Raw genomic sequence first — 21122 nt, 5'->3', positions numbered from 1 at the left:
GTCTCCCCGGTCGGTTCCGGTCCCGGAGGGGACCGTGGGCTTCTGAAGCCCGACCATACCGGGCATTACGGGGGGACTAACTTTCACCCGGCGAATCCGGTATAAAGGTCGCCGCAAGGGGACCGCGGAACTCGTCCGACGTCGTGCTGGCCGTGCCCACAGACCGATCGAGGGACCGACCGCATGGAATACACCGAGCTTTCGGCCTACGACCTGCCCGCCGGGGTCGTGACGTCCTGGACGCCGCGGGCCGACGCCGGACGGTGGCAGCAGGACCCGCGCGACCTCTCCCCGGGGCACGAGGCGCACCTGCGCGACTCCGAGCCGGGCTCCTGGATCGGCTCGGTGCTGCGGGTCCCCGGGCCGTACGAGCCGGAGCCGCTGCGCCGCGCCATCCACGCCTGGGTGAGCCGGCACGAGGTGCTGCGCACCACCGTGACCCGCGACGCCGGCTCCGGCTGGCGGCGCGTGACCGCGCCGGCCGAGGCCGTCGCCGTCCGGGACCTCGTGGTGGGCGACCTGACCGCCGCGCAGGTCACGGCCCTGCTGCCCAGCCTGCTCGCCGACGTCTCGCCGACCGCCTGGCCGCACTGCGTCCTGGCCAGCGTCGTGCCGGAGCCGGCGGGCGAGGGCTCCGGGAGCCAGCCCGGCGCCGACGGCTTCGTGCTCGCGTTCGGCGCCGACCACTCGGTCATGGACGCCTACTCCCAGCTCCTCTGGTTCGAGGAGATCGTCTCCCTGTACGACGCCGCCCGCCGGGGCGTGCCCGACGCCGAGCTGCGCGCGCTGGAGGTGGGCTCCCACGTGGACTTCTCCGCCGAGGACCGCAAGCTCGCCATGACGCTCGCCGCCGACGGCGAACCCGTGCACCGCTGGCTCGACTTCCTCGGGCCGGACGCCACCTTCCCGCGCTACGGCGCCGAGGGCGTCACGCACCCGGCCGCCAACGCCGCCGAGGCCGCCCGCCCGCAGGCCTCCCGGTCGGCGTGGCTCGCCACCGCCGACCAGACCGACGACCTCAGCGCCCGCAGCCGGGCCCGCGGCGCGTCCGCCCAGTCCGGCGTGCTGGCCACGTTCGCGCACGCCGCGCGGCGGGTGCACGGGATCGACCGGCTCCGGTTCGTGCTGCCGATGCACACCCGGTACGCGCCGCAGCACGCCGCCGCGGTCGGCTGGTACGTGGGCCTGTGCCCCGTGGACCTCGACCTCGCCGGCGTGGACCCGGTGCTGCGCGAGGTCGACGCGGGCGGGGCCGGCGGGGGCCGTGCCGGTGCGGGCGGGGCCGGTGCGGGCCGGGTGGTCGACGGCAACGCGCTGACCGCCGCCGTCGAGCGTGCGCACGCCGCGGTCGCGGCGGGCAAGCCCCTGGTGCGGTACTCGTTCGCGCGCATCGCCGAGCTGGGCGGCATCACCGACGGCCCGCACCTCGCCGTCTCCTACGTGGACACGCGGTTCGTGCCCGGGGCCGAGCGGTGGAGCGCCTGGGACGCCCGCACCCTGCGCAGCCCCGCGTACGGCACCGACGAGCTCTACCTCTGGTTCCTGCGCACGCACGACGGCCTCAACGTCTCCACCCGCTATCCCGACACCCCGGAGGCGCACGCCGCGACGGACGCCCTGATCGAGGAGCTGCGCTCCTGCTTCCGGGCCTTCGGCACCGCCGGCCTGAGCGAGGCGGTCGCATGATCCTCGGCGCCCTGGGCACCTGGTCCCCGCGCGCCGGGCAGGTGGTGCACGTGCGGCCCACCGCGGCGGCGCTCGACGCGGCCCGGCAGGCTCCGGTGGACCCCGGGCCGCCGTCGTTCCTCCAGGGCGACCACCTGCGCGCCTTCGCGGCGCGCCGGGCCTCCGGCGGCCGGCACCGCGCGTGGACCGGTACCGCGTCCCGCCTCGACGGGCCGTTCGACGGCGCCGCCCTGGCCCGGGCCCTGACCCGGTTCGTGCGGCGGCACGAGGGCCTGCGCACCTGGTTCGACGTCGATGCCTGCGCCGACGGCGGCGACGCGGTGCGCCACCTGGTCCCGGCGGACGGCGTCGCCTTCGCGCCCGTGGACGTCCCCGCGCTCTCGCCCGTGCCCGGCATCCCGTGGGACGAGTGGGTGACCGGACACCTGAACGCGACCTTCGACGCCGCGTGCCGCCCCGACTCCTGGGCCCCGTTCGCGCTCGGCGCCGTCGTGACCGACGACGGGTTCGGGCTGTTCTGGGGCTGCGACCACGCGTTCACGGACGGCGGGTCGCAGCTCATGGTGCTGAGCGAGATCGAGGAGCTGTACGGGCAGGAGCTGGCGGCAGGGGACGCCGGGTCGGGCGACGCCGGGTCGGGCGACGCAGGGTCGGGCGACGGCGGTCCGGCCGCCGACGGCGCGCCCGGACCCGCGCGCCCCGAGCCCACGACCGCAGGGTCCTTCCTGGACCACGCCCGGGCCGAGCACGAGCTCGCCGCGGCGACCCCGGCGGACGCGCCCCAGATCCGCGCCTGGTCCGACGCCGTGACCGCGCACGGCGGCCGCCTGCCGCAGTTCGCGCTGGACCTCGGCCTGCCGCCGGGAGAGACCGCCCCGGTGAGGATCCGCTCCGCGACCCTGCTCGACGCCGCCGGCCTCGCGCGCATCGACGAGCTGGCCGCCGCGCACGGCGCCCGGTTCACCGGCGCGGTGTTCGCCGGGATCGCGCTCACGGACGCCCGGCTGACAGGCGCGGCCGACTGGTTCGGCGTCACCGTGGTCGGCACGCGCGGTCCCGGCTTCGAGACCACGCAGGGCTGGCTGTGCAACTTCGCGCCGGTCACGTTCCCGGTGCCCGAAGGCGGCCCGGCGTCCTTCGCCGCCGTCCTGCCCGCCGCCGACACGGCGTTCCGCCAGGCCCGGAAGGTGGCCGAGGTACCGGTGCACGCGGCGCTCGGCGTCATGCTGGCCGGCGGTGTGCTCGATCCCGCGTCCCTCGGCAGCCCGCAGCTCATCAGCTACCTCGACCTGCGGCGGTTCCCCGGCGTCGGGCGCCCGGCCTACGACAACGGCCTGCACTTCACGGGGGAGGGCCGCACCGCGAACGCGTCCCTGTGGGTCAACCGCGACCACGAGCGGCTGTACGTCGTCACGCAGACGCCGGACACCCCGGCGGCGCAGGCCGCCGTGGACCGCTACCTCGCGGAGCTGACGGCGACGTTCGCCGCTGCCGTCGCCGAGGCCGCCGCCGCGGGTGTCGCTGCGGGTCCTGATGCGGGTGCCGATGCGGGTGCCGCCGTGCGGGACGAGCACCTGGAGGCGACCGGTGCGGGTTCTCTCGGCTGACCTCTGGGAGCCGGCGCCCGGCCGGGTCCTCGCCTGGGACGTCACGCCCGGGGCGGGACGTCGTCCGGCCGCGGCGGCCCTGACCTGGAACCAGCGCAACCACCTCCTCGGCGCCGGCTCCGGCGAGCCGAGCGTGTGGATCACCGCCGCGTTCGACGTCGACGGGCCGATCGACCCCGGAGCGCTGGAGGCCGCCTTCCGCGACCTCGTGGCCGACCACCCAGGGCTGCGGGTCGAGGCGGTCCGGCGGCCCGCGCCCGAGCGGGTGGGCCTCGTGCGGCACGAGGTCGACGGCCTCGTCTGGCGGCGGCACGACGGACCCGTCACCCGCACGGTCGCGGAGACCCGCGAGCACCTGGCGGCCGAGCTCACCCGGCGCTGTGCGCCGTTCGGCTACCCGGCGTTCCTGCCCGCCGCGATCAGCCGTCCCGACCGCTCGACGATCGTGCTCGGGATGGACCACCTGCACACCGACGCCTGGTCCACCACCGTCGTGATCGACGAGCTGGCCGCCCGCTACGCCGAGCGCACGGGTGGCAGGTCCCCCGCGGAGGGGACCGGGCGCCTCGCCGGAGCGCCGTCCGGCGACACGGCCGGACGCCCGCCCGTCGGCGCCGACGACCCGCGCCTCGCGACCTGGCACGGGTTCCTGCGCGACCGCGGCTGGGCGCTGCCCACGTTCCCCCTGCCGCTCGGCGTGCCCGACGGCGAGCGGGTGCCGCAGCGCACCGTCGTGCGCCCGCTCGCCGACGCCGCGACCGCGGACGCCGTCGCGGAGCGCGCTCGGGCGGCCGGCGCGTCGACGTCGGCGGCCGTGCTGGTCACGCTGGCCCGAGCCGTCGCGGACCTCGGCGGCCCCGCCGTCCTGGAGACCCTGCTGCCGGTGCACACCCGCGACGACGCGGCGGCCCGCGGCGCCGTCGGCTGGCACACCACCACGGTGCCGCTGCGCATCGACTCGGGCGCCGGGGGCACTCCCGCGGGGGTTCGGCCCTGGGCCGTGCCTGCGGGCCCCGCCGTCCGGCACACCGTGCCCGACACCGCGCTGGCCGCGACCGGCAAGGCCCTGCGGGCCGCGCGCGAGCTGGCCGCGGTGCCGCTGGAGCAGGTGGTGACGTCGCTGCCCCAGCCGCTGCGGTTCCCGCGGACGGACATCTTCCAGGTGTCCTACCTGGACTACCGGCGCCTGCCGGGGCACGCCGCGGCCGCCGGACGGCGGGCCCACCACGTCTCGGCCGCCACCCGCGCCGACGACCTCCAGGTCTGGGTCTCCCGCTCGGACGACGGCATCGCCGTCCGCGCCCGCATGCCCCGCACCCCCACGGCGACGGAGACGATCGACGCCGTGCTGGACCGCTGGTCGGAGCTGCTGACGGAACACGCCCGAACGGAGGAGTAGTCGCTCTCCCAGGGCTGGGAAAGCGACTACGCCTCCGTTCGATGCTCCGGTGCGACCAGACCCGGCGCTCAGGCGCCCGCGGTGACCTTCTCGGCCGAGGTGAGCTGCGCGGCGTCGTAGTCCACGTCGCCGCCGAGGCTCGGCATCATCGAGGTGAGCTGCGGCTTCCACTCGGCGTACTTCGCGGGGAAGCAGCGCTCCAGCAGGCCGGTCATGGCGGCGACGGCGGTCGAGGCGCCCGGGGACGCGCCCAGCAGGCCGGCGATCGTGCCGTCCTGGGCCGCGACGACCTCGGTGCCGAACTCCAGCACGCCGCCCTTGCCCTTGACCCACTTGATGACCTGGACGCGCTGGCCGGCGGTGATCTTCTCCCAGTCGGCGGGCTGCGCCGTGGGCATGAACCGCTGCAGCTCGTGGAACTTGGTCTCCGGCGCGGCCGCGACCTGCCCGACGAGGTAGCCGGTGAGGTCGAGGTTCTTCACGCCGGCACCCAGCATCGAGAAGACGTTGTGCAGGCGCAGCGACGTGATCAGGCCGAGGTACTTGCCCTTCTTGAGGTACTTGGGGCTGAACCCGGCGTACGGGCCGAACATGAGGTAGCTCTTGCCGTCCACGATGCGCGTGTCCAGGTGGGGCACGGACATGGGCGGGGCGCCGACGTCGGCCTTGCCGTAGACCTTCGCGTGGTGCTGGGCCACGAGCTCGGGGTTCGCGGTGCGCAGGAACTCGCCCGAGATCGGGAAGCCGCCGTACCCGCGCGCCTCCTTGATGCCCGACGCCTGCAGCAGGGGCAGCGCGCCGCCGCCGGCGCCGACGAAGACGAACTTCGCGGTGACGGTGCGACGGCGGGTGCCGGCGTTCCAGGAGCGGTCGTTCAGGGTCAGGCGCCAGCGGCCGTCCCGGAGCTTCTTGAGCCCGCGCACCTCGTGGTTCACGTGCAGCTCGGTGTTGTGCGCGGTGGCGAAGCCGATCAGCTTCCTGGTGAGCGACCCGAAGTCGACGTCGGTGCCCGCGGCGGCGCGCGTGGCGGCGATGGGCTCGTCGGTGTCGCGGTCCAGCGTCATCAGCGGGGCCCACGAGCCGATCACGGCCGGGTCGGAGCTGAACTCCATGTCGCCGAACAGCGGGTGCGCGCTCAGCGCGTCGAAGCGGCGGCGCAGGAAGTCGACGTTCTCGGCGCCGCGCACGAACGTCATGTGCGGCGTGACGTTGATGAAGTCGGTGCCCTCCATCAGGCCCGCGGTGAGCAGGTGGTTCCAGAACTCGCGGGAGGTGTGGAACTGCTCGTTGATCTTCACCGCCTTGGAGATGTCGACGGAGCCGTCCTTGCGCTCCGGCGTGTAGTTCAGCTCGCAGAGGGCGGCGTGGCCGGTGCCCGCGTTGTTCCACGGGTTCGACGACTCGAGTGCCACCTCGTCGAGGCGCTCGTAGATCCCGACACGCCAGGTCGGCTCAAGGATCGTGAGCAGCGCGCCGAGGGTGGCGCTCATGATCCCTCCGCCGATCAGCGCGACGTCGACCTCTTCGGAGGGACGAGGGGCTGTCTGGAGGTAAGAAGTCACGCTCAGAAAGATAGCGCGCTTGTGAAAAGCGGAACGAGCGCTGTGGCATGAATCACGTGATGTGTACCGTGACCTCGCTCACGGTATGAGCGCTGACGGTGATGTCCGCTCTGCGCGAGTCAGCGCACCTCCTGCGGCCCGAGCACGGACAGCAGCCGCAGCTTCTCGTAGCTCTCGCTGCCGGGCAGGGCCGTGTACACGAGCAGCCGGTGCGACTGGTCCGGGTCGAGGAGGGACTGGCAGGTCAGCTCCAGCGCCCCGACCTCGGGGTGCACGAAGTGCTTCACCTCGTGCGGGCGGACGCCGATCTCGTGGGCCTCCCACACCTGGCGGAACTCCTCGCTGCGCTCCAGGAGGATCTCGGCGTACCGCGCGGCGCGCGAGCCCGGCCCGCGGACGGTCGCGATCTCGCGCAGTCCCGAGGCGAACATGCGCGTCAGGAACGGGTGCTCCTCGGGCGCGTAGAGCGCACGCGTGTCCGGGTCGGTGAACCAGCGGAAGCCGATGCTGCGCTCCGGCCCGGTGTAGCCGGTCGTCTCCCCGGTCAGGGCCACGCCTGTCGGCGTCTGCCGCAGGGTCTCGCCGAGCTCGGTGACGATCTCCGCGGGGGTGTCGTCGAGCCGGTCGAGGATGCGCAGCAGCCCGGGGCTGATGTGCTCGCTGGTGGTGCCGCGCACCGGCGGGTGGTGCCCGGCCAGCCGGAACAGGTGGTCGCGCTCGTCCAGCGACAGGTGCAGGCCCTGCGCGATCGACGCGATCATCTGCTCGGACGGTTGGGGTCCGCGCTCCCGCTCCAGCCGGGAGTAGTAGTCGGTCGACATGTTGCACAGCACGGCGACCTCCTCCCGTCGCAGCCCGCTCGTGCGGCGGCGCTGCCCCCGCGGCATCCCGACGTCCTCCGGCTGCAGCAGCTCGCGGCGTCGGCGCAGGAACTCCGCCAGCCCGGTGCGATCGATCACGGTTCCCCCTGTCTCGCGTACGGCTTCTTTCTACCCCGTGCCGGACGGCGGAGCCACGGCCCGCCGATCCCCCCGTACGGGGCGGACCCGTGACCCGGCGAGCCTGTGATCGCCAGGCCCTGGATAGGTCCCCGGCGTCCGCCCAGGATCGAGGTCGACGACGAACCGATCTCGACGAACTGATCTCGACCACACGAGGGAGAAGTGCCCATGTCACGCACACCGATCGACATCACCGTGCCGAGCCTGGCCGGGAAGCGCGCGCTGGTCACCGGAGCGAGCGACGGGATGGGGCTGGGCATGGCGACCCGGCTGGCCGCGGCCGGCGCCGACGTGGTCATGCCCGTGCGCAACCCGCGCAAGGGCGAGGCGGCGGTCGCCACCATCCGGCGCACGGTGCCCGACGCGCGGCTCTCGCTGCGCACGCTCGACCTGTCCTCCCTGGACTCCGTGGCGGCGCTGGGTGACACCCTGCGCGAGGAGGGCCGGCCGATCCACGTGATGATCAACAACGCCGGCGTCATGCGGCCGCCGACCCGCCAGACCACCGCCGACGGGTTCGAGCTGCAGACGGGTACCAACCACCTGGGCCACTTCGCGCTGGTCGGTCATCTGCTCCCGCTGCTGCGCGACGGCGGCGCGCGCGTCACCTCGCAGGTCAGCGTCGCGGCGCGGCGCGGCAGCATCAACTGGGACGACCTGAACTGGGAGCGCTCGTACGACGGCATGGACGCCTACGCGCAGTCCAAGATCGCGTTCGGCCTGTTCGGACTGGAGCTGGAGCGCCGCAGCCGGACCCACGGCTGGGGCATCACCAGCAACCTCTCCCACCCCGGCGTCGCGCCCACCAGCCTCCTGGCCGCGCGTCCCGAGCTCGGCCGGAGCACCGACACGCCCGCGGTCCGGCTGATCCGTGCGCTCTCGGCCCGCGGCATCCTGGTCGGTACCGTCGAGACCGCGAAGCTGCCCGCCCTCATGGCCGCGACCGACCCCGCGGCCAGGCCCGGCGCCCTCTACGGGCCGAGCGGCCCCGGCAACCTCGGCGGCCGGCCCGCCGAGCAGGCGATGTACGGGCCGCTGCGCAGCGCCGAGGAGGCCGCGCGCGTCTGGGAGGCGTCGGAGCGGCTCACGGGGGTCCGGTTCGCGGCGGCGGTGGGCGACAACTCGTGAGCCCGGCCGTCCTGCCGTCGCCGTGCCCGGACCGGTCGGACGCTCAGCTCTCCCGGGTGGCCTGAGCGTCCGACACGGTGCTCAGCGGGCGGGCGTCGACGACGGCCACGGTCCCAGCTCGGGCAGGTCGCCCGGCAGCGGCGTCGCCGGGACCCGTCCGGCCAGCCAGGCGGTGACGTCGCGCGGGTCGCCGGCGACGTCGTCCACGGACACGCCGTCGGGCAGCCGGACGGCCAGGAACTCGCGGAGGTGGGCGCACAGCGCGTCGTCCCACGTCTCGTACCCGACCTCCTGCGTGGTGCCGGCCAGCGCGTCGACCGAGTGGATGCGCACCTCGCGCCACCAGGCGAGCAGGCAGCCCGACAGCGGCCCACCGCGGTACCCGCTCGGGGCCTCCCACAGCGGCGAGCCGGGCTGCGGCCAGGCCTCGGCCAGGCTGTCGCGGAGGTCGCCGAGGACGGTCAGGTGCTCGGCCACGGTGCGTTCGGCACCCGCCTCGATCCCCGCGCTGCGGGCCTCCGGGCTGGCGTAGACCGGCACCACCTCGCCGCGCTCGGCGGCCCGCGCCTGCCCGAGCATCGCCGTGGCCAGGCCCGCGACGTGCGCGAGCACGTGCCCTCGGGTCCAGCCGTCCAGGGTCGACGGCCCGGCGAGGTCGTCGGCGGTCAGCCGCCCGACGGCGGACAGGAGCGCGTCCAGCCCCGCCGCCGCGTCGGCACGGGCGTGGGCGATCGGGCCGGTGCTCGGGCCGGTGCTCGCCGGGGTGGTCGGGGTGGTGCGTGGGAGGGTCGTCACGGGGGTATCCCTTCGTCGGGGCCGATCTGTTCGGCGGCCTGTCAGGCGTGGGCGCGTGTGTCAGACGCACAGGTCACCCGGGTGACCTGTATGTCTGACACGTCGGCTGAGGCGGGCGAGCGGGCGGTCAGGGCCACAGCAGGCCGGTCGACCAGCCGTCGGCCGTCGCCCGGTACAGCAGCCGCGCGTGCGGGCCGTCGTCCGGCGCCTGCCAGAACTCGACCTCGGTCGGCGCGAGCACGTACGCGGTCCAGTCCGGGGCAGCCAGGCCGGGGTCGGCGGTGACCGTGCGCAGCGCCTCGGCGAACGCGTCCGCGTACTCCTCCTGCGACCCGAGCGGCTCGCTCTGGTGGTTCACCAGCCCCGCGGCGCGCGACAGGTCCGGCCGTGCGAGGAAGTCCGCCCGGCTCGCCTCCGCCCCGGCCGACGCCGCCGTGCCCGTCACCTTGACCTGGCGGCCCAGCTCCGGCCAGAAGAACGTCAGCGCGGCGTTCGGGTTCGCCGCCAGGTCGCGCCCCTTGGGCCCCGTGGACTGCGACGCGAACCACCAGCCGTCCGCCGTCACGTCCTTGAGCACCAGCGTGCGGGCGTGGACCCGCCCGGCGGCGTCCGCCGTCGACAGCGTCGCGGCCTGCGGGGCCAGCAGCCCGCCGTCGATCGCCTGCTCGATCCACGTCACGAACAGGTCGTGCGGGGTGGGCGGGGCGGCCGCGGTGTCGAGGACCGGCAGCCCCGGCCGGGCAAAGGTGGGCAGCGCGCGCAGGCGCTCGCGGAGTGTCACGAGTTCTCCTTCTGGTTCAGGGGGTCCTGGTTCGGCGGGTCTTGGTTCGGCGGGTCCTGGTTCAGCAGGCCGACGAAGCCGCGCACCGCGGCGTCGAGCGCGCCGGGATCCCGCGTGGCCCGGGCCAGGACGTACCCGCCCTGGATGATGGCGAGGGCGGCGTGCGCACGGTCGCGGGCGACGTCGTCGGGCAGCCCGGTCTCGCGGAAGATCTGCGTGACGGCGCCGAGCAGCCGCACGAAGTAGGCGGTCACCACGTCGTGCAGGCCGTCGTCGTCCATCACTGCCTGGTCGGCGGTGAGGCGGCCGATCTTGCAGCCGGCCAGCGCCTCGCGCGGCCGTTCGAGGTAGGCGACGAGGCGTTCGACGGCGGGGGAGTCGCCGCCGAGCGTGCGCATCGCGCGCGTCAGCACGTCGTCCACGGTGGCGCCGACGGCGGTCACGGCGAGGTCGTGCTTGGTGGGGAAGTGGTGGTACAGGCTGCCCTGCCCGACGCCGGACGCCGCCAGCACGGCGCGCGGGCTCGTGGGCCCGACCCCCTGGGCGGCGAAGAGATCCTGCGCGGCGCCGACGAGCCGCTCACGTGCGGATGTGCTGCTGCTCATGCCTGCACCATACCTACCTCCAGGTATGGTGCCAACCTCGGACGGCCAGGGCATGCGTCGAGATCTGGTGGCGCACGGTCAGGTCCCGGTGCGGCCACCAGATCTCGACGACGTCAGAAGAGGGTGAGCACGCCCAGCACGCCGACCGCGAGGGCCAGGGCGAGCGAGACCCCGATGAGCACGCTGTGCACGGTGAGGAACGTCGTGGCCCGGCCGTCGGCGTCGCGCGAGCGGGGGTCGGCGACGATGCGCTGCCAGAACCGCGGCCAGATGAGCAGGTTCCACAGCGCGGTGACGATGAGTACGACGGACCAGGCGACAGGAATATCCACCCGCCGATTATCCGCCGCGCCGAACACGGCCCCGACGCGCCCCCCCGAGGGCGCTTGAGCACAGCGGTTGCTGCCAGGTGGACGCCGGTCGTGGCAGGAAATGCTGTGGTCAACACCGTCCCGGCCGGAGGCGGGCGCCGGCCGGCGTGGGTCAGAAGTAGTCGCGGACGTGGACCTGGCGGCCCGCGAACAGCGCGGTCAGGACGGCGTCGTGGTCCGCCGGGCCGGTGAGGTGGCCCGCGATCCGCAGGTTCGCCGCCGACTGCGCGCCCGAGTACAGCAGCGCCAGCCCGTTCGGGCTGAGCACAGGCCGCTCGTGGTGCGCGTCGTCGACGGCGACGTCGTCCCGCTCCAGATGCGTGACGCCGTCCGAGACCGTGAGCGTCCAGGCGCCCGCGAGATCCTCCGCGCCCCGGACGGCGAACGGCACGCGGGCGCCCTCCAGCGGCGTCGCGAGCCCGCCCAGCGCACCGGCCACGTCCAGGACACGCAGCATGTACGGGTGGGCGGAGTGCACGGTCGTGGTCAGGTCGGGCAGCACCAGCCACGCGGGATCCAGGCCCGACGTCGCCACGCGCGCCGTGCCGACCACCGTCGAGAAGCTGCCGAGGGTGCGCCACAGGGCCCGGGCGGCGTCGGGCGTCAGCGCGACGAGGTCGTCGATCTCCATGACCGTCGTGGCCGGTGTGTACCCCTCGCCGCGGGTCCAGCTCGCGAAGCCGACCACCTCGCCCGCGGTGTCGAGGGCCAGCGTGACGCCCGTGTAGTCGGCGAAGAACTTCTCCGGCGGGGTCCAGAACGGCTTCTCCGCCCGCGAGACCGGCCCGTTCTGTGCCGCGGCCCAGCGGCGGTGCACGGCGACGACGGCGTCGAAGTCGGCCGTCGCGGCCCGGCGGGTCACCACGCCGTCGGGCGCCGCCACCCGGTTCAGGTTCTGCAGCGGCACGTCGACGTCGTCGAACGAGCCGACCACCTCGTAGCCCATTCGGCGGTAGATGCCCGGCGCGGACGGGAAGAGCGTGGAGAGGACGTCGCCCTGCTCGCGGGCCTCGTCGAGCGCGGTGCGGAACAGGCGCGCGAGGTGCCCGGAGCCGCGCCGCTCGGGCTCGACGGCGACCCCCGCCACGCCCGCCGTCGGCACGCGCGCGCCGTGGAACCACGACGTGAACCCGTAGACGCGCAGGCGGGCGGCCAGCCCGTCGCCGTCGAACGCACCCCACTCCCGAAAGCCGGAGGCGGCCCACTCCTCTGCCGTCGGGACCGCGCGGCCCCCGGCGGGCACACCGAACGCCTCGCCGCCCAGCCGGGTGTAGTCGGGCTGGTCGGCGTACTCGATCCGGCGCACGGTGAGGGTCATGCAGGCGACCCTAGGCAACGGGTGAGGGAGCGGGCGAGCCCAAAAGAAGGACAGCTCAGGCTCTGCTTGTCTGGCGCCTGAGCCTGCGGCTCCGCTGCGGGCGCTGCCTCGTCCCTCGGCCCGCACCCTCCGCTGCGCCTCCGGCACAGTCTCTACGGATCGCGCCTGAGCCTGCGGCTCCGCTGCGGGCGCGTGCCTCGTTCCTCGGCCCGCACCCTCCGCTGCGCCTCCGGCTCAGTCGCCGAAGTACGCGACCTGGTCCTCCGCCGGGTGCGGGCGCAGCAACGGGGTGCGCGTGACCTCCAGCGGTTCGGGCGTGAGCAGGCCCTGCAGCTCGGCGTCGGCGGTGCGGTTGCCGGGGGCGAGGCCGTCGTCGGCCACGAGGTCGCGCTGGAACAGGACGGCGTCGCGCCAGGCGCCCAGCTTCCAGCCGATCTTCTCGAACGAGCCCGCGCGCTGGAACCCGACCGCCTCGTGCAGCGCGATCGCGGGGTCGTTCGGCAGCACGATGCTCGCGACGACGCGGTGGTAGCCGCGGCGCGCGAGCCGCGCCAGGAGCGCCTCGTACAGGGCGCGGCCTCCGCCGACACGCTGGTGCTCGGTCGCGACGTACACGTTGGTCTCGAGCGTCCACCGGAACGTCGGACGGTCCGCGAACGGCTTGGCGTAGGCGAAGCCCACGACCGTGCCGTGCGACTCCAGCACCAGCCATGTCTCGCGGCCGAAGAAGCGCTCGATGCGGCGCGTCATCTCGCGGGCGTCCGGCGGGCGGGTCTCGAACGTCGCCGCCGAGTCGGCGACGAAGGGGGCGTAGATGGCGGCGCAAGCTGCGGCGTCGTCGGGAGTCGCGACGCGGACGATGCTGTCCATGCACGGATCCTTTCGTGTTCCGTGCGGCCAGGATGATCGCAACACTGAATTGACGGCGACCGGCCGAGCGGGTAGATCAGCCGGGCTCGCCGGCGGGCGGCGCGTCCCCGAGCCCGGGCGCCAGGTCCTTCTGCAGCCGCATGACGTCGTGCCACCGGCCGTGCTTCCAGCCGATCTGGTGGAACGTGCCGACCACCTCGAACCCGACGGCGGTGTGCAGGCCCAGGCTGGCCTCGTTCGGCAGGGCCAGGCCTGCCACCAGCCGGCGGAAGCCGCGTGCGGCGAGCCGGTCGAAGAGCTCCTCGTACAGTGCACGGCCCGCGCCCGTCCGGCGTCGGCCCTGCTGGAGGTAGACGCTGGTCTCGGCCGACCAGCGGTAGGCCTCGCGCGGCGAGTAGGGCGCGGCGTACGCGAAGCCGACGACGTCGGTCGTGCCCGCCTCCAGGGCGACGAGCCACGCGTGGCCGGCCGAGTAGCTCGCGATGCGCCGCGCCATCTCCTCGGCGTCCGGCGGCTCGGACTCGAAGCTGATGTGGGTCTCGCGCACGTAGTAGGAGTAGATGTCGGCGCACGCCGCGGCGTCGTCGAGGGTCGCGGGGCGGATCGTCAGGTCCATGGGGCGATCGTGCCGGATGTTCGGGCGTGGTCGGGACACGACGGGGTCGAGGCCGGCTGCCTCGGGCGAAATCCTGGCGGCGGGGCGGTTGTCGGTGGCCGGGCATAGCGTGAGGCCCGTGACCACACTCCAGAGACGAGTCCTCGTCGTCGCCGTCCTCGGCTCCTTCGTGTCGTTCCTCGACGGCACGGTGGTGAGCGTCGCCCTGCCCGCGATCGCGGACGAGCTGGCGGGGCCCGGCATGGAGGCGCTGCCCCTGCAGCAGTGGGTCGTGGACGCGTACCTGATCACCCTCGGCGCGCTGATGCTCGTGGCCGGTTCGATCTCCGACGTCTACGGCCGGCGCCGCGTGCTGGCCGCCGGGCTCGTCGGGTTCGCCCTCGCCTCCATCCTGTGCGCCGTCGCGCCCACCGGTCCCTTCCTCGTGCTCGCGCGTGCCCTGCAGGGGGTGGCCGGTGCCCTGCTGGTGCCGAGCTCCCTGGCGCTGATCATCGCGACGTTCAGCGGCGAGGCGCAGTCCCGCGCGATCGGCCGGTGGACCGCGCTGACCACCAGCGCGATGATCGTGGGCCCGTTCGTGGGCGGCATGCTGGTGGACTTCGCGTCGTGGCGCTGGGTGTTCTGGATCAACGTGCCCGTCATCGCCGTGACGCTCTGGCTCCTGCGCGGCGTCCCCGCCGCGGAGGGCGAGCCGGGCCGGCACATCGACGTGCCCGGCGCGGTGCTGGCCGCGCTCGGCCTCGCGGGCGTGGTGTTCGGGCTGATCGAGGGGGAGCGGCTCGGCTGGACGTCGCCCGTCATCCTCGTCTCGATCATCGCCGGCGCCGTGATGCTGGTGGCGTTCGTGCTCTACCAGCGGCGGGCGGCGGACCCGATGCTGCCGCTGCGCCTGTTCCGGGCGCGCAACTTCGCCTGGGGCAACCTGGCCACCACGGCGATCTACGGCGCGCTGTCGCTGGGCGGCTTCGTGCTCACCCTGTTCCTGCAGCAGGTCGCGGGGTACTCCGCCACCGCGTCCGGGGTGGCGCAGCTGCCGACGACGATCGCGATGATCGCCCTGTCGGCATGGTTCGGCACGCTCGCCGGCCGGTACGGGCCGCGGCTCTTCATGACCGTGGGGCCGATCGTGGCGGGGGTCGGCTACCTGCTCATGCTCGCCATGGACGAGACCGCGTACTACCCCACGCAGGTGCTGCCCGGTCAGCTCGTCTTCGGGCTCGGCCTCGCGATCACCGTGGCGCCCCTGACGGCCGCGATCCTGGGCGCCGTCCCGACGCACGACGCCGGCATCGGCTCCGCCGTGAACAACGCCGTGGCGCGCGTGGCGGGCCTGGTGACCGTGGCGTTCGCGGGGATCATCACGGGCGGCGTGCTCGACGTCGCGTCGTTCCACCGGGCCCTCCTGGTGACGGCGGGCCTCCTGTTCCTCGGCGGGCTGCTGTCGCTGGTGGGGATCCGGAACGTGCGTGGAGTAGATCCCGACGCAAACCTGGTCAAAACCAGTTAGGTATGCCTAACCTCAGTGCATGGCATTCAAGGGGCGCAAGGCCGTCGACCCGCACGTCGTGATGGCCGAGGTCATCAGCACCAAGCAGGTCTCGCCGAACATGATGCGCGTGACCCTCGGCGGCGACGAGCTCGACCGGTTCACGCCCGCCGGCTACGACCAGTGGTTCCGCCTGTTCCTGCCGCGCGCCGGGCAGGACATGCTGCGCCTGCCCACGCGCACCTCCGGGCTCTGGTACGCCGAGTACCTCACCACGCCCAAGGCCCGCCGGCCGTGGGTGCGCAACTACACCGTCCGCGCCGCGCGCCCCGACCTGAACGAGCTCGACGTCGACTTCGTGCTGCACGCGGGGGACGACGAGGAGGCCGGGCACGACGGCGGACATGCCGTCGGGCCGGGGGCCGGCTTCGCCCAGGCCGCGGAGCAGGGCCTGCGCGTCGGCCTGCTCGACCAGGGCGTCGCCTACAACCCGCGGCACGACCACGACTGGACGCTCCTGGTCGCCGACGAGTCCGGCCTGCCCGCCGTCGCGGGCATCTGCGAGTCCCTGCCCGGCGACGCGCGCGGCCTCGCCGTCGTCGAGGTACCCACGGCCGCGGACAAGCAGGAGTTCCGCGCCCCGACCGGCGTCGAGGTGCGCTGGGTGGTGCGGTCCGACGCCAACCCGCACGCCGTCCCCGGGCAGGCGGCGCTCGCGGAGCTGTGCGCCCTGGACCTGGCGGGGTGCACCGGTGACGTGTACGCCTTCACGATCGGCGAGTCGGCGCTGGCCACGGGCGCGCGCCGGCACCTGGTGGGCGATCGCGGGGTGCCCAAGGCGCACGTCGACTTCGTCGGCTACTGGCGCCACGGCCGCTCGTCCCCGAGCTGAGCTCCGGCGCCAGGCCGGGCTGGTGCTCGCCTGCCGACCACCCAGCCGCGCGGTTAATGCGTTGGCGCGTGGGGGCGGCTGTGCCAGGGTCCCCGCATGACTTCCTTCGTCTCGCACGTGACCGTGGACTCCTCCGACGCGTACACGCTGTCCGAGTGGTGGAAACCGGTGCTCGGCTACCAGGACGTGCCCGGCGACCCGAACCTGCCCGGTCATGAGGAGTGCATGATCGTCGACCCCGACGGCGAGGGGGTGAACGTGCTGTTCGTCGAGGTGCCGGAGGCCAAGACGGTCAAGAACCGCGTGCACCTCGACCTGCGTCCGCGCGCGGACCTGCGCGACGTCGAGGTCGAACGGGTCAAGGCGCTCGGGGCCACCGTCGTCGACGACCACCGCGGGATCTACGGTCCCGGATCGGGCTGGGTGACCTTCGCCGACCCGGAGGGCAACGAGTTCTGCGTCCTGCGCTCGCGGGAAGAGGTCGGCGCCGCCGACCAGGCGGCCGCCCCGGCCGAACCCGCCGACGCATGAGCGACTGGACGATCCGGCCCGAGGCGCCGGAGGACTTCCCCGCGATCCGCACGGTGCAGGTCGCGGCCTTCGACGAGGACCGGGTCGCCGACGGCGTCGACCGCATCCGCGAGTCCTGGATCTACCGCCCGGCGCTCTCGCTGGTGGCGGTGTCCGACGGCGCGGTGGTGGGCCACGTCATGATCACCGGCTGCACCGTCACGGGCGAGGCCGGAGAGCGCGAGGTCGCGATGCTCACCCCGCTCGGCGTTCTACCGGAGCACCAGCGGCGCGGCATCGGTTCGGCCCTGGTCCGGGCCGTGCTCGCGGGTGCCGAGCAGGCGGGCGAGCCCTTCGTCGTGCTGGAGGGCAGCCCGGCGTACTACGGGGCGCTCGGATTCGTCGCGGCCCGCGACCACGGGATCGAGATGCAGCTGCCGGACTGGGCCCCGCCCGAGGCGGGCCAGGTCCACCTCCTGCCGGCCTACGACCCGGCCGACGCGAGCCTGCGCGGCGCGATCAGTTACCCACCGGTCTACGGCTGATCCCCACGCAGGCCCGGGCCTGGCCTGATCCCAGGCCTGCCTCCCTGCGGTCGGCAGTACTCGGGTGGCCGGCCCCCCGAGCCACCCGGCCAGGGGGAGGGTCAGACCCGGACCACGACCTTGCCGCGGGTGTGGCCGGACTCGTTGGCCCGGTGGGCGTCGGCCGCGTCGGCGAGGTCGAAGACCTGCGCCACCTCGACGGACAGCTTGCCGGCGTCGAACAGCGCGGTGAGCGCGTCGAGGTCGGCGGTCGACGGACGCACCCACACGTAGTGCCCGCCGTGCTCGGAGCGGGCGGTGGGGTCCGTGATCGAGGCGACCGTGCCGCCGTCGGCCAGGAGCTCGGTGCTGGCGGCGACCGTGCCGCCGCCCACGAAGTCCAGGACCACGTCGACGCCCTCCGGGGCGAGCGCGCGGACGCGGTCGGCCAGGCCGTCGCCATAGGTGACGGGCTCGGCGCCGAGGCCGCGCAGGAACTCGTGGTTCCGCTCGCTCGCCGTGCCGATGACGCGGGCGCCCAGCGCCCTGGCGATCTGCACCGCGAACGCGCCGACGCCGCCGGCCGCGGCGTGCACCAGCACGGTCTGGCCGTCCCGCACACCGGCCCGCTGGATCGCCTGGTAGGCGGTGAGGCCCGCGAGCGGTACCGCCGCGGCCTCCTCGAAGCTCAGCGACGCCGGCTTGCGCGCCAGGGTGCGCACGGGCGCGGCGACGAGCTCGGCGAACGTGCCGCCGTGCACGGTGTCCTTGCGCACGTAGCCGTACACCTCGTCGCCGACCTGGTACTCGGGGGTGTCCAGGCCCACCTGCTCGATGACGCCCGCGACGTCCCAGCCCGGGATCGCCGGCAGCTCCGCGTCGATGAGGCCCTGCAGGTAGCCCTCGCGGATCTTCCAGTCGACCGGGTTGACCGACGCCGCCCGCACTCGCACCACGACCGTGTCGGGGCCGATGTGCGGGTCGGGCTGCTCGGTGAGCTCCAGGACGTCGGCGCTGCCGAACCGTGCATACGTGATCGCTCGCATGCAGGCGACAACCTGCCTGGCGGACGCCGGTATTCCGCGCTCGCCGCACCGGCCGGGCACACACCGCTGTTGCATCGGTAATAGTGTGCCAAGCGCCCCGGGTCGCCCGACTTCGGTGCGCTTCTACCCAGCCATTGGGCCCGGAAACGACCTGATCACGGGCCCGATGACTGGGTAGAAACGCACTTCGCGGCACTTCGCGGCACTTCGCCGCGCTCGTCCGGCCCACGGCGTCACCCGTGACCAGGGGTGTCCACGACGACCTCCGCCGGCGTCTTCTCCGGACGCCAGCCCCGCCACACCGAGTGCCGCATGCGCCGCTCGCCCGACGCGCCGTCCGGACCCTCGGCCCAGTCCGCGTACGTCACCTCGCCCACCAGGCTGGGCGTGACCCAGCGGGCGTCCGAGGCGTCCTCCGCGGGCACGCCGGACACGCCCGGCGTCTTGCGCTCCATGCCTCGCAGCCGCGTGGTGATCTCCCGGCGCTCGCGCTCGGAGAAGCCCGTGCCCACCCGGCCGACGTAGCGCAGGCCGGAGTCGTCGCCGCTCGCGTCCGGCACCGCCATGAGCAGCGAGCCCATCACGGAGGCGTCGGCGCGGCCCGGCCGCCAGCCCACGACCACCACCTCCTGCATGGCCTGGTGCTTGATCTTGAGCCACTCGTGCGAGCGCCGTCCGGCGTAGGTGGAGGTGCGGCGCTTGGCGACCACGCCCTCCAGCCTGAGGGTGCGCGACGTGCGGAGGGCGGCCTCCAGGTCACCGTCGAACGCGGGCGGGAGGTGCACGGGTGCGCTCGGCGTGACCAGGGACTCCAGGAGCTCCCGCCGCTCGGTGTAGGGGCGGGCGGTGACGTCGTCGCCGTCGGCGACCAGCACGTCGAACAGCATGAGGTCCACCTGGACCTGGGCCTTGGCGCGTGCGACGTCGCGCTCCTTGCGCAGGTTGGCGCGGTGCTGGAGGCGGCGGAAGTCGGGGCGGCCGGCGCGGTCGAGGGCGACGATCTCGCCGTCGAGCACGACCGGCAGGCGGGCGGCGTCGACCTGGCCCGCGAGCGCGGCGAGCTCGGGGAACGTGACGGTGAGGTCCTGCCCGGAGCGGCTGACCAGGCGCAGGGTCTCGGGGTCCTGGACATGGGCGAGGGTGCGGAAGCCGTCCCACTTCATCTCGAAGGCCCAGTCGTCGGGCCGGGTGAGGTCGCCGGGTGCGGCGGCGGTGGCGAGCATGGGCCGACGCCGTTCGTCCCGCTGGGTGCCGGTCGTCCGGCTGGTCGTTGCTGTCGTGCGCGATGCCGGCGCCGCGCCGTCCGGTCCTGTGCCGTCCGCTCCGGTGCCGTCCGCTCCGGTGTCGTCCGGGGAGGCGGTGCTCGTGTGGCCGGCGGGACCCGGCGCGCCGGCGCCGTCCGGCTGGGCCTTGGTCAGGTGGATCAGCCAGTTGTTCTCGGCGTCGCCGTCGCGCCCGCCGGTGCGGATCAGGGCGAGCCGCCGGGCTCCGCGCTCGGCGGAGCGCAGCGTGACGATCACCTCGTCGTCGCGCCACTTCTCGAGCTCGTAGGTGCCGGAGTCCCAGATCGTGACGGCGCCCGCGCCGTACTCGCCGCCGGGGATGCTGCCCTCGAACGTGCCGTACTCGAGGGGGTGGTCCTCGGTCTGGACGGCCAGGTGGTTCTTCGCGGGGTCGGTGGGTTCGCCGCGGGGGAGGGCCCAGCTCACCAGGACGCCCTCGTGCTCCAGCCGGAAGTCCCAGTGCAGGCGGCGGGCGTGGTGCTCCTGGATGACGAAGGTGGGGGCGGCCTCTTGGTCCGCGTCGCCCGGGGAGGCCGCGGAGCCCGCGTCGCCCTGGCCGGCCTCGTCGTCCGTGCCGGACGGCGAGGCGCTGGTCGCGGGCCCGAACGGCTCCGGGGTCTTCGCCGGGTCACGCTTGGCGCGGTAGGTCTCCAGCTTCTGGAAGGTGGCCAGGCGCTCCGACGTCGGTTCCAGGGCGGCGAGGTGCCCCTCCAGCAGAGGTGCGAGGAGGTCGCCGTCGGCCGCGATGCGCGCGACCACGTCCTCGGGCGTGAGCTGGGCGAGGTCCGGGTCCTCCAGCTCCGCCCAGGTGCGGGGCGCGGCGACCCAGGGCCGGTCGAGCCCGCGCAGGGAGTAGGGCGCGATGGTGGTCTTGCTGCCGTTGTTCTGCGACCAGTCGACCAGCACCTTGCCCGACCGCAGGGCCTTGCTCATGTCGCTGACGACCAGGTCGGGGTGCTCGGCCTCCAGATACCGGGCGAGCTCGTGCGCCACGGCGGACACGGCGTCGGAGTCGAGCCGGGTGTCGGCCGCCTTGCCGAGGGCCGCGTACAGGTGGATGCCCTTGGACCCGGACGTGACGGGGTACGGCTCCAGGTCCATGCCGCGCAGGATCTCGCGGGCCCAGCGCGCCACCTCGGCGCACTCGGCGAGCCCGGCGCCGGGCCCGGGGTCGAGGTCCAGCACGAGGCGGTCCGGGTCGAGGCGCGCCCCCGTGCGGCCGAACTGCCACTGCGGGGTGTGCAGCTCCAACGTCGCGGTCTGGCCGAGCCAGGTCAGGGTCGCCAGGTCGTTGACCAGCACGTAGTCGTTGGCCGACTTCTTGTGCTGGATCGACCGGCGCTTGACCCAGTCGGGGGTGGAGGCGTCGAGGTTCTTCTGGAAGAACATCTGCCCGCTGGTGCCGTCGGGCCAGCGCTTGCGGGTCGCGGGGCGGTTGGCCGCGTGCGGCAGCAGCACGGGGGCCACCTCCGCCAGGTAGTGCAGCACCTCGCCCTTGGTGGTGCCCGACGCCGGGTACAGCACCTTGTCGAGGTTGCTCAGGCGCAGGCGGTGGCCGTCCACCGTGACCGTCTGCGTCGTCGCCATCCCACCATCGTGCCGCCGGTCGGCCTCGTGCGCTCGGAGTCGTGCCCGGAGTCGG

General features: G+C 74.2%; 19 protein-coding genes. 8 read left to right on the top strand and 11 right to left on the bottom strand.

The window, feature by feature from the left end:
* The first annotated feature begins 183 nt into the window (after positions 1 to 183).
* Genes AB0I29_RS14015 through AB0I29_RS14005 form a run of 3 tightly spaced genes read left to right on the top strand, consistent with a single transcriptional unit; the run spans position 184 to position 4692 of the window.
* The gene (locus tag AB0I29_RS14015; RefSeq protein WP_357482271.1) at positions 184 to 1686 is read left to right on the top strand and encodes a hypothetical protein; all 1503 of its coding nucleotides are present in this window, start codon (positions 184 to 186) and stop codon (positions 1684 to 1686) included.
* Positions 1683 to 3293: a hypothetical protein gene (locus AB0I29_RS14010; RefSeq protein ID WP_357482269.1), complete on the top strand. Its 1611-nt coding sequence runs from the start codon at positions 1683 to 1685 to the stop codon at positions 3291 to 3293. Before AB0I29_RS14015 ends, AB0I29_RS14010 begins: the two co-directional genes overlap by 4 nt.
* Positions 3274 to 4692 carry a hypothetical protein gene (locus AB0I29_RS14005; RefSeq protein ID WP_357482267.1) on the top strand — a complete coding sequence of 473 codons (1419 nt, stop codon included), beginning with the start codon at positions 3274 to 3276 and terminating at the stop codon, positions 4690 to 4692. Before AB0I29_RS14010 ends, AB0I29_RS14005 begins: the two co-directional genes overlap by 20 nt.
* A 68-nt stretch (positions 4693 to 4760) precedes the next feature.
* On the opposite strand, the gene mqo is transcribed toward AB0I29_RS14005, so the two are convergent.
* Positions 4761 to 6254, bottom strand: coding sequence for a malate dehydrogenase (quinone) (mqo, locus tag AB0I29_RS14000; protein ID WP_357482265.1), 1494 nt, complete (start codon positions 6252 to 6254; stop codon positions 4761 to 4763).
* Between the two features lie 119 nt (positions 6255 to 6373).
* Positions 6374 to 7213, bottom strand: coding sequence for a helix-turn-helix transcriptional regulator (locus tag AB0I29_RS13995; protein ID WP_357482263.1), 840 nt, complete (start codon positions 7211 to 7213; stop codon positions 6374 to 6376).
* A gap of 210 nt (positions 7214 to 7423) precedes the next feature.
* On the opposite strand from AB0I29_RS13995, the gene AB0I29_RS13990 reads away from it, so the two are divergent.
* Complete coding sequence (locus AB0I29_RS13990; RefSeq protein WP_357482261.1) at positions 7424 to 8383, top strand: SDR family oxidoreductase; 960 nt, start codon at positions 7424 to 7426, stop codon at positions 8381 to 8383.
* Between the two features lie 81 nt (positions 8384 to 8464).
* Here the strand turns inward: AB0I29_RS13990 and AB0I29_RS13985 are convergent, their stop codons facing one another.
* The 7 genes from AB0I29_RS13985 to AB0I29_RS13955 form a co-directional block, all read right to left on the bottom strand.
* Positions 8465 to 9178 (bottom strand): maleylpyruvate isomerase family mycothiol-dependent enzyme, encoded by a 714-nt coding sequence (locus tag AB0I29_RS13985; protein ID WP_357482259.1) that lies wholly within the window; start codon positions 9176 to 9178, stop codon positions 8465 to 8467.
* Positions 9179 to 9305: 127 nt separating this feature from the next.
* Positions 9306 to 9959 (bottom strand): pyridoxal 5'-phosphate synthase, encoded by a 654-nt coding sequence (locus AB0I29_RS13980; protein WP_357482257.1) that lies wholly within the window; start codon positions 9957 to 9959, stop codon positions 9306 to 9308.
* Complete coding sequence (locus tag AB0I29_RS13975) at positions 9956 to 10564, bottom strand: TetR/AcrR family transcriptional regulator (RefSeq protein WP_357482255.1); 609 nt, start codon at positions 10562 to 10564, stop codon at positions 9956 to 9958. The genes AB0I29_RS13980 and AB0I29_RS13975 overlap by 4 nt, the downstream gene beginning before the upstream one ends.
* Positions 10565 to 10677: 113 nt before the next feature.
* Positions 10678 to 10896: a hypothetical protein gene (locus AB0I29_RS13970; protein WP_357482253.1), complete on the bottom strand. Its 219-nt coding sequence runs from the start codon at positions 10894 to 10896 to the stop codon at positions 10678 to 10680.
* A 151-nt stretch (positions 10897 to 11047) separates the two neighbouring features.
* On the bottom strand, positions 11048 to 12253 hold the full coding sequence (locus AB0I29_RS13965) for a GNAT family N-acetyltransferase (protein WP_357482251.1): 1206 nt from the start codon (positions 12251 to 12253) through the stop codon (positions 11048 to 11050).
* Positions 12254 to 12487: 234 nt separating this feature from the next.
* Positions 12488 to 13123, bottom strand: coding sequence for a GNAT family N-acetyltransferase (locus AB0I29_RS13960; protein WP_285108475.1), 636 nt, complete (start codon positions 13121 to 13123; stop codon positions 12488 to 12490).
* Positions 13124 to 13199: 76 nt separating this feature from the next.
* The gene (locus AB0I29_RS13955) at positions 13200 to 13739 is read right to left on the bottom strand and encodes an N-acetyltransferase family protein (protein WP_357482248.1); all 540 of its coding nucleotides are present in this window, start codon (positions 13737 to 13739) and stop codon (positions 13200 to 13202) included.
* Positions 13740 to 13857: 118 nt separating this feature from the next.
* Here AB0I29_RS13955 and AB0I29_RS13950 point away from each other — a divergent pair, with 118 nt between their 5' ends.
* From AB0I29_RS13950 to AB0I29_RS13935, 4 genes are all read left to right on the top strand, one after another.
* Positions 13858 to 15246 (top strand): DHA2 family efflux MFS transporter permease subunit, encoded by a 1389-nt coding sequence (locus tag AB0I29_RS13950; RefSeq protein WP_357482246.1) that lies wholly within the window; start codon positions 13858 to 13860, stop codon positions 15244 to 15246.
* Positions 15247 to 15265: 19 nt separating this feature from the next.
* Positions 15266 to 16117 carry a siderophore-interacting protein gene (locus AB0I29_RS13945; RefSeq protein WP_357482244.1) on the top strand — a complete coding sequence of 284 codons (852 nt, stop codon included), beginning with the start codon at positions 15266 to 15268 and terminating at the stop codon, positions 16115 to 16117.
* A 96-nt stretch (positions 16118 to 16213) separates the two neighbouring features.
* Positions 16214 to 16648 (top strand): VOC family protein, encoded by a 435-nt coding sequence (locus AB0I29_RS13940; RefSeq protein ID WP_357482242.1) that lies wholly within the window; start codon positions 16214 to 16216, stop codon positions 16646 to 16648.
* Complete coding sequence (locus AB0I29_RS13935; protein WP_357482240.1) at positions 16645 to 17172, top strand: N-acetyltransferase; 528 nt, start codon at positions 16645 to 16647, stop codon at positions 17170 to 17172. Before AB0I29_RS13940 ends, AB0I29_RS13935 begins: the two co-directional genes overlap by 4 nt.
* 101 nt (positions 17173 to 17273) lie before the next feature.
* Here AB0I29_RS13935 and AB0I29_RS13930 read toward each other — a convergent pair whose 3' ends face one another.
* Entirely contained in the window at positions 17274 to 18197 is a 924-nt protein-coding gene (locus tag AB0I29_RS13930; protein ID WP_285108485.1) for an NADP-dependent oxidoreductase, read from the bottom strand.
* A gap of 233 nt (positions 18198 to 18430) precedes the next feature.
* Positions 18431 to 21067 carry an ATP-dependent DNA ligase gene (locus AB0I29_RS13925; RefSeq protein WP_357482237.1) on the bottom strand — a complete coding sequence of 879 codons (2637 nt, stop codon included), beginning with the start codon at positions 21065 to 21067 and terminating at the stop codon, positions 18431 to 18433.
* Positions 21068 to 21122: the final 55 nt, after the last annotated feature.

Source organism: Promicromonospora sp. NPDC050262 (assembly GCF_040655935.1).
Classification (GTDB): Bacteria; Actinomycetota; Actinomycetes; order Actinomycetales; family Cellulomonadaceae; genus Promicromonospora.
This window is presented reverse-complemented; position numbering and strand designations above follow the sequence as displayed.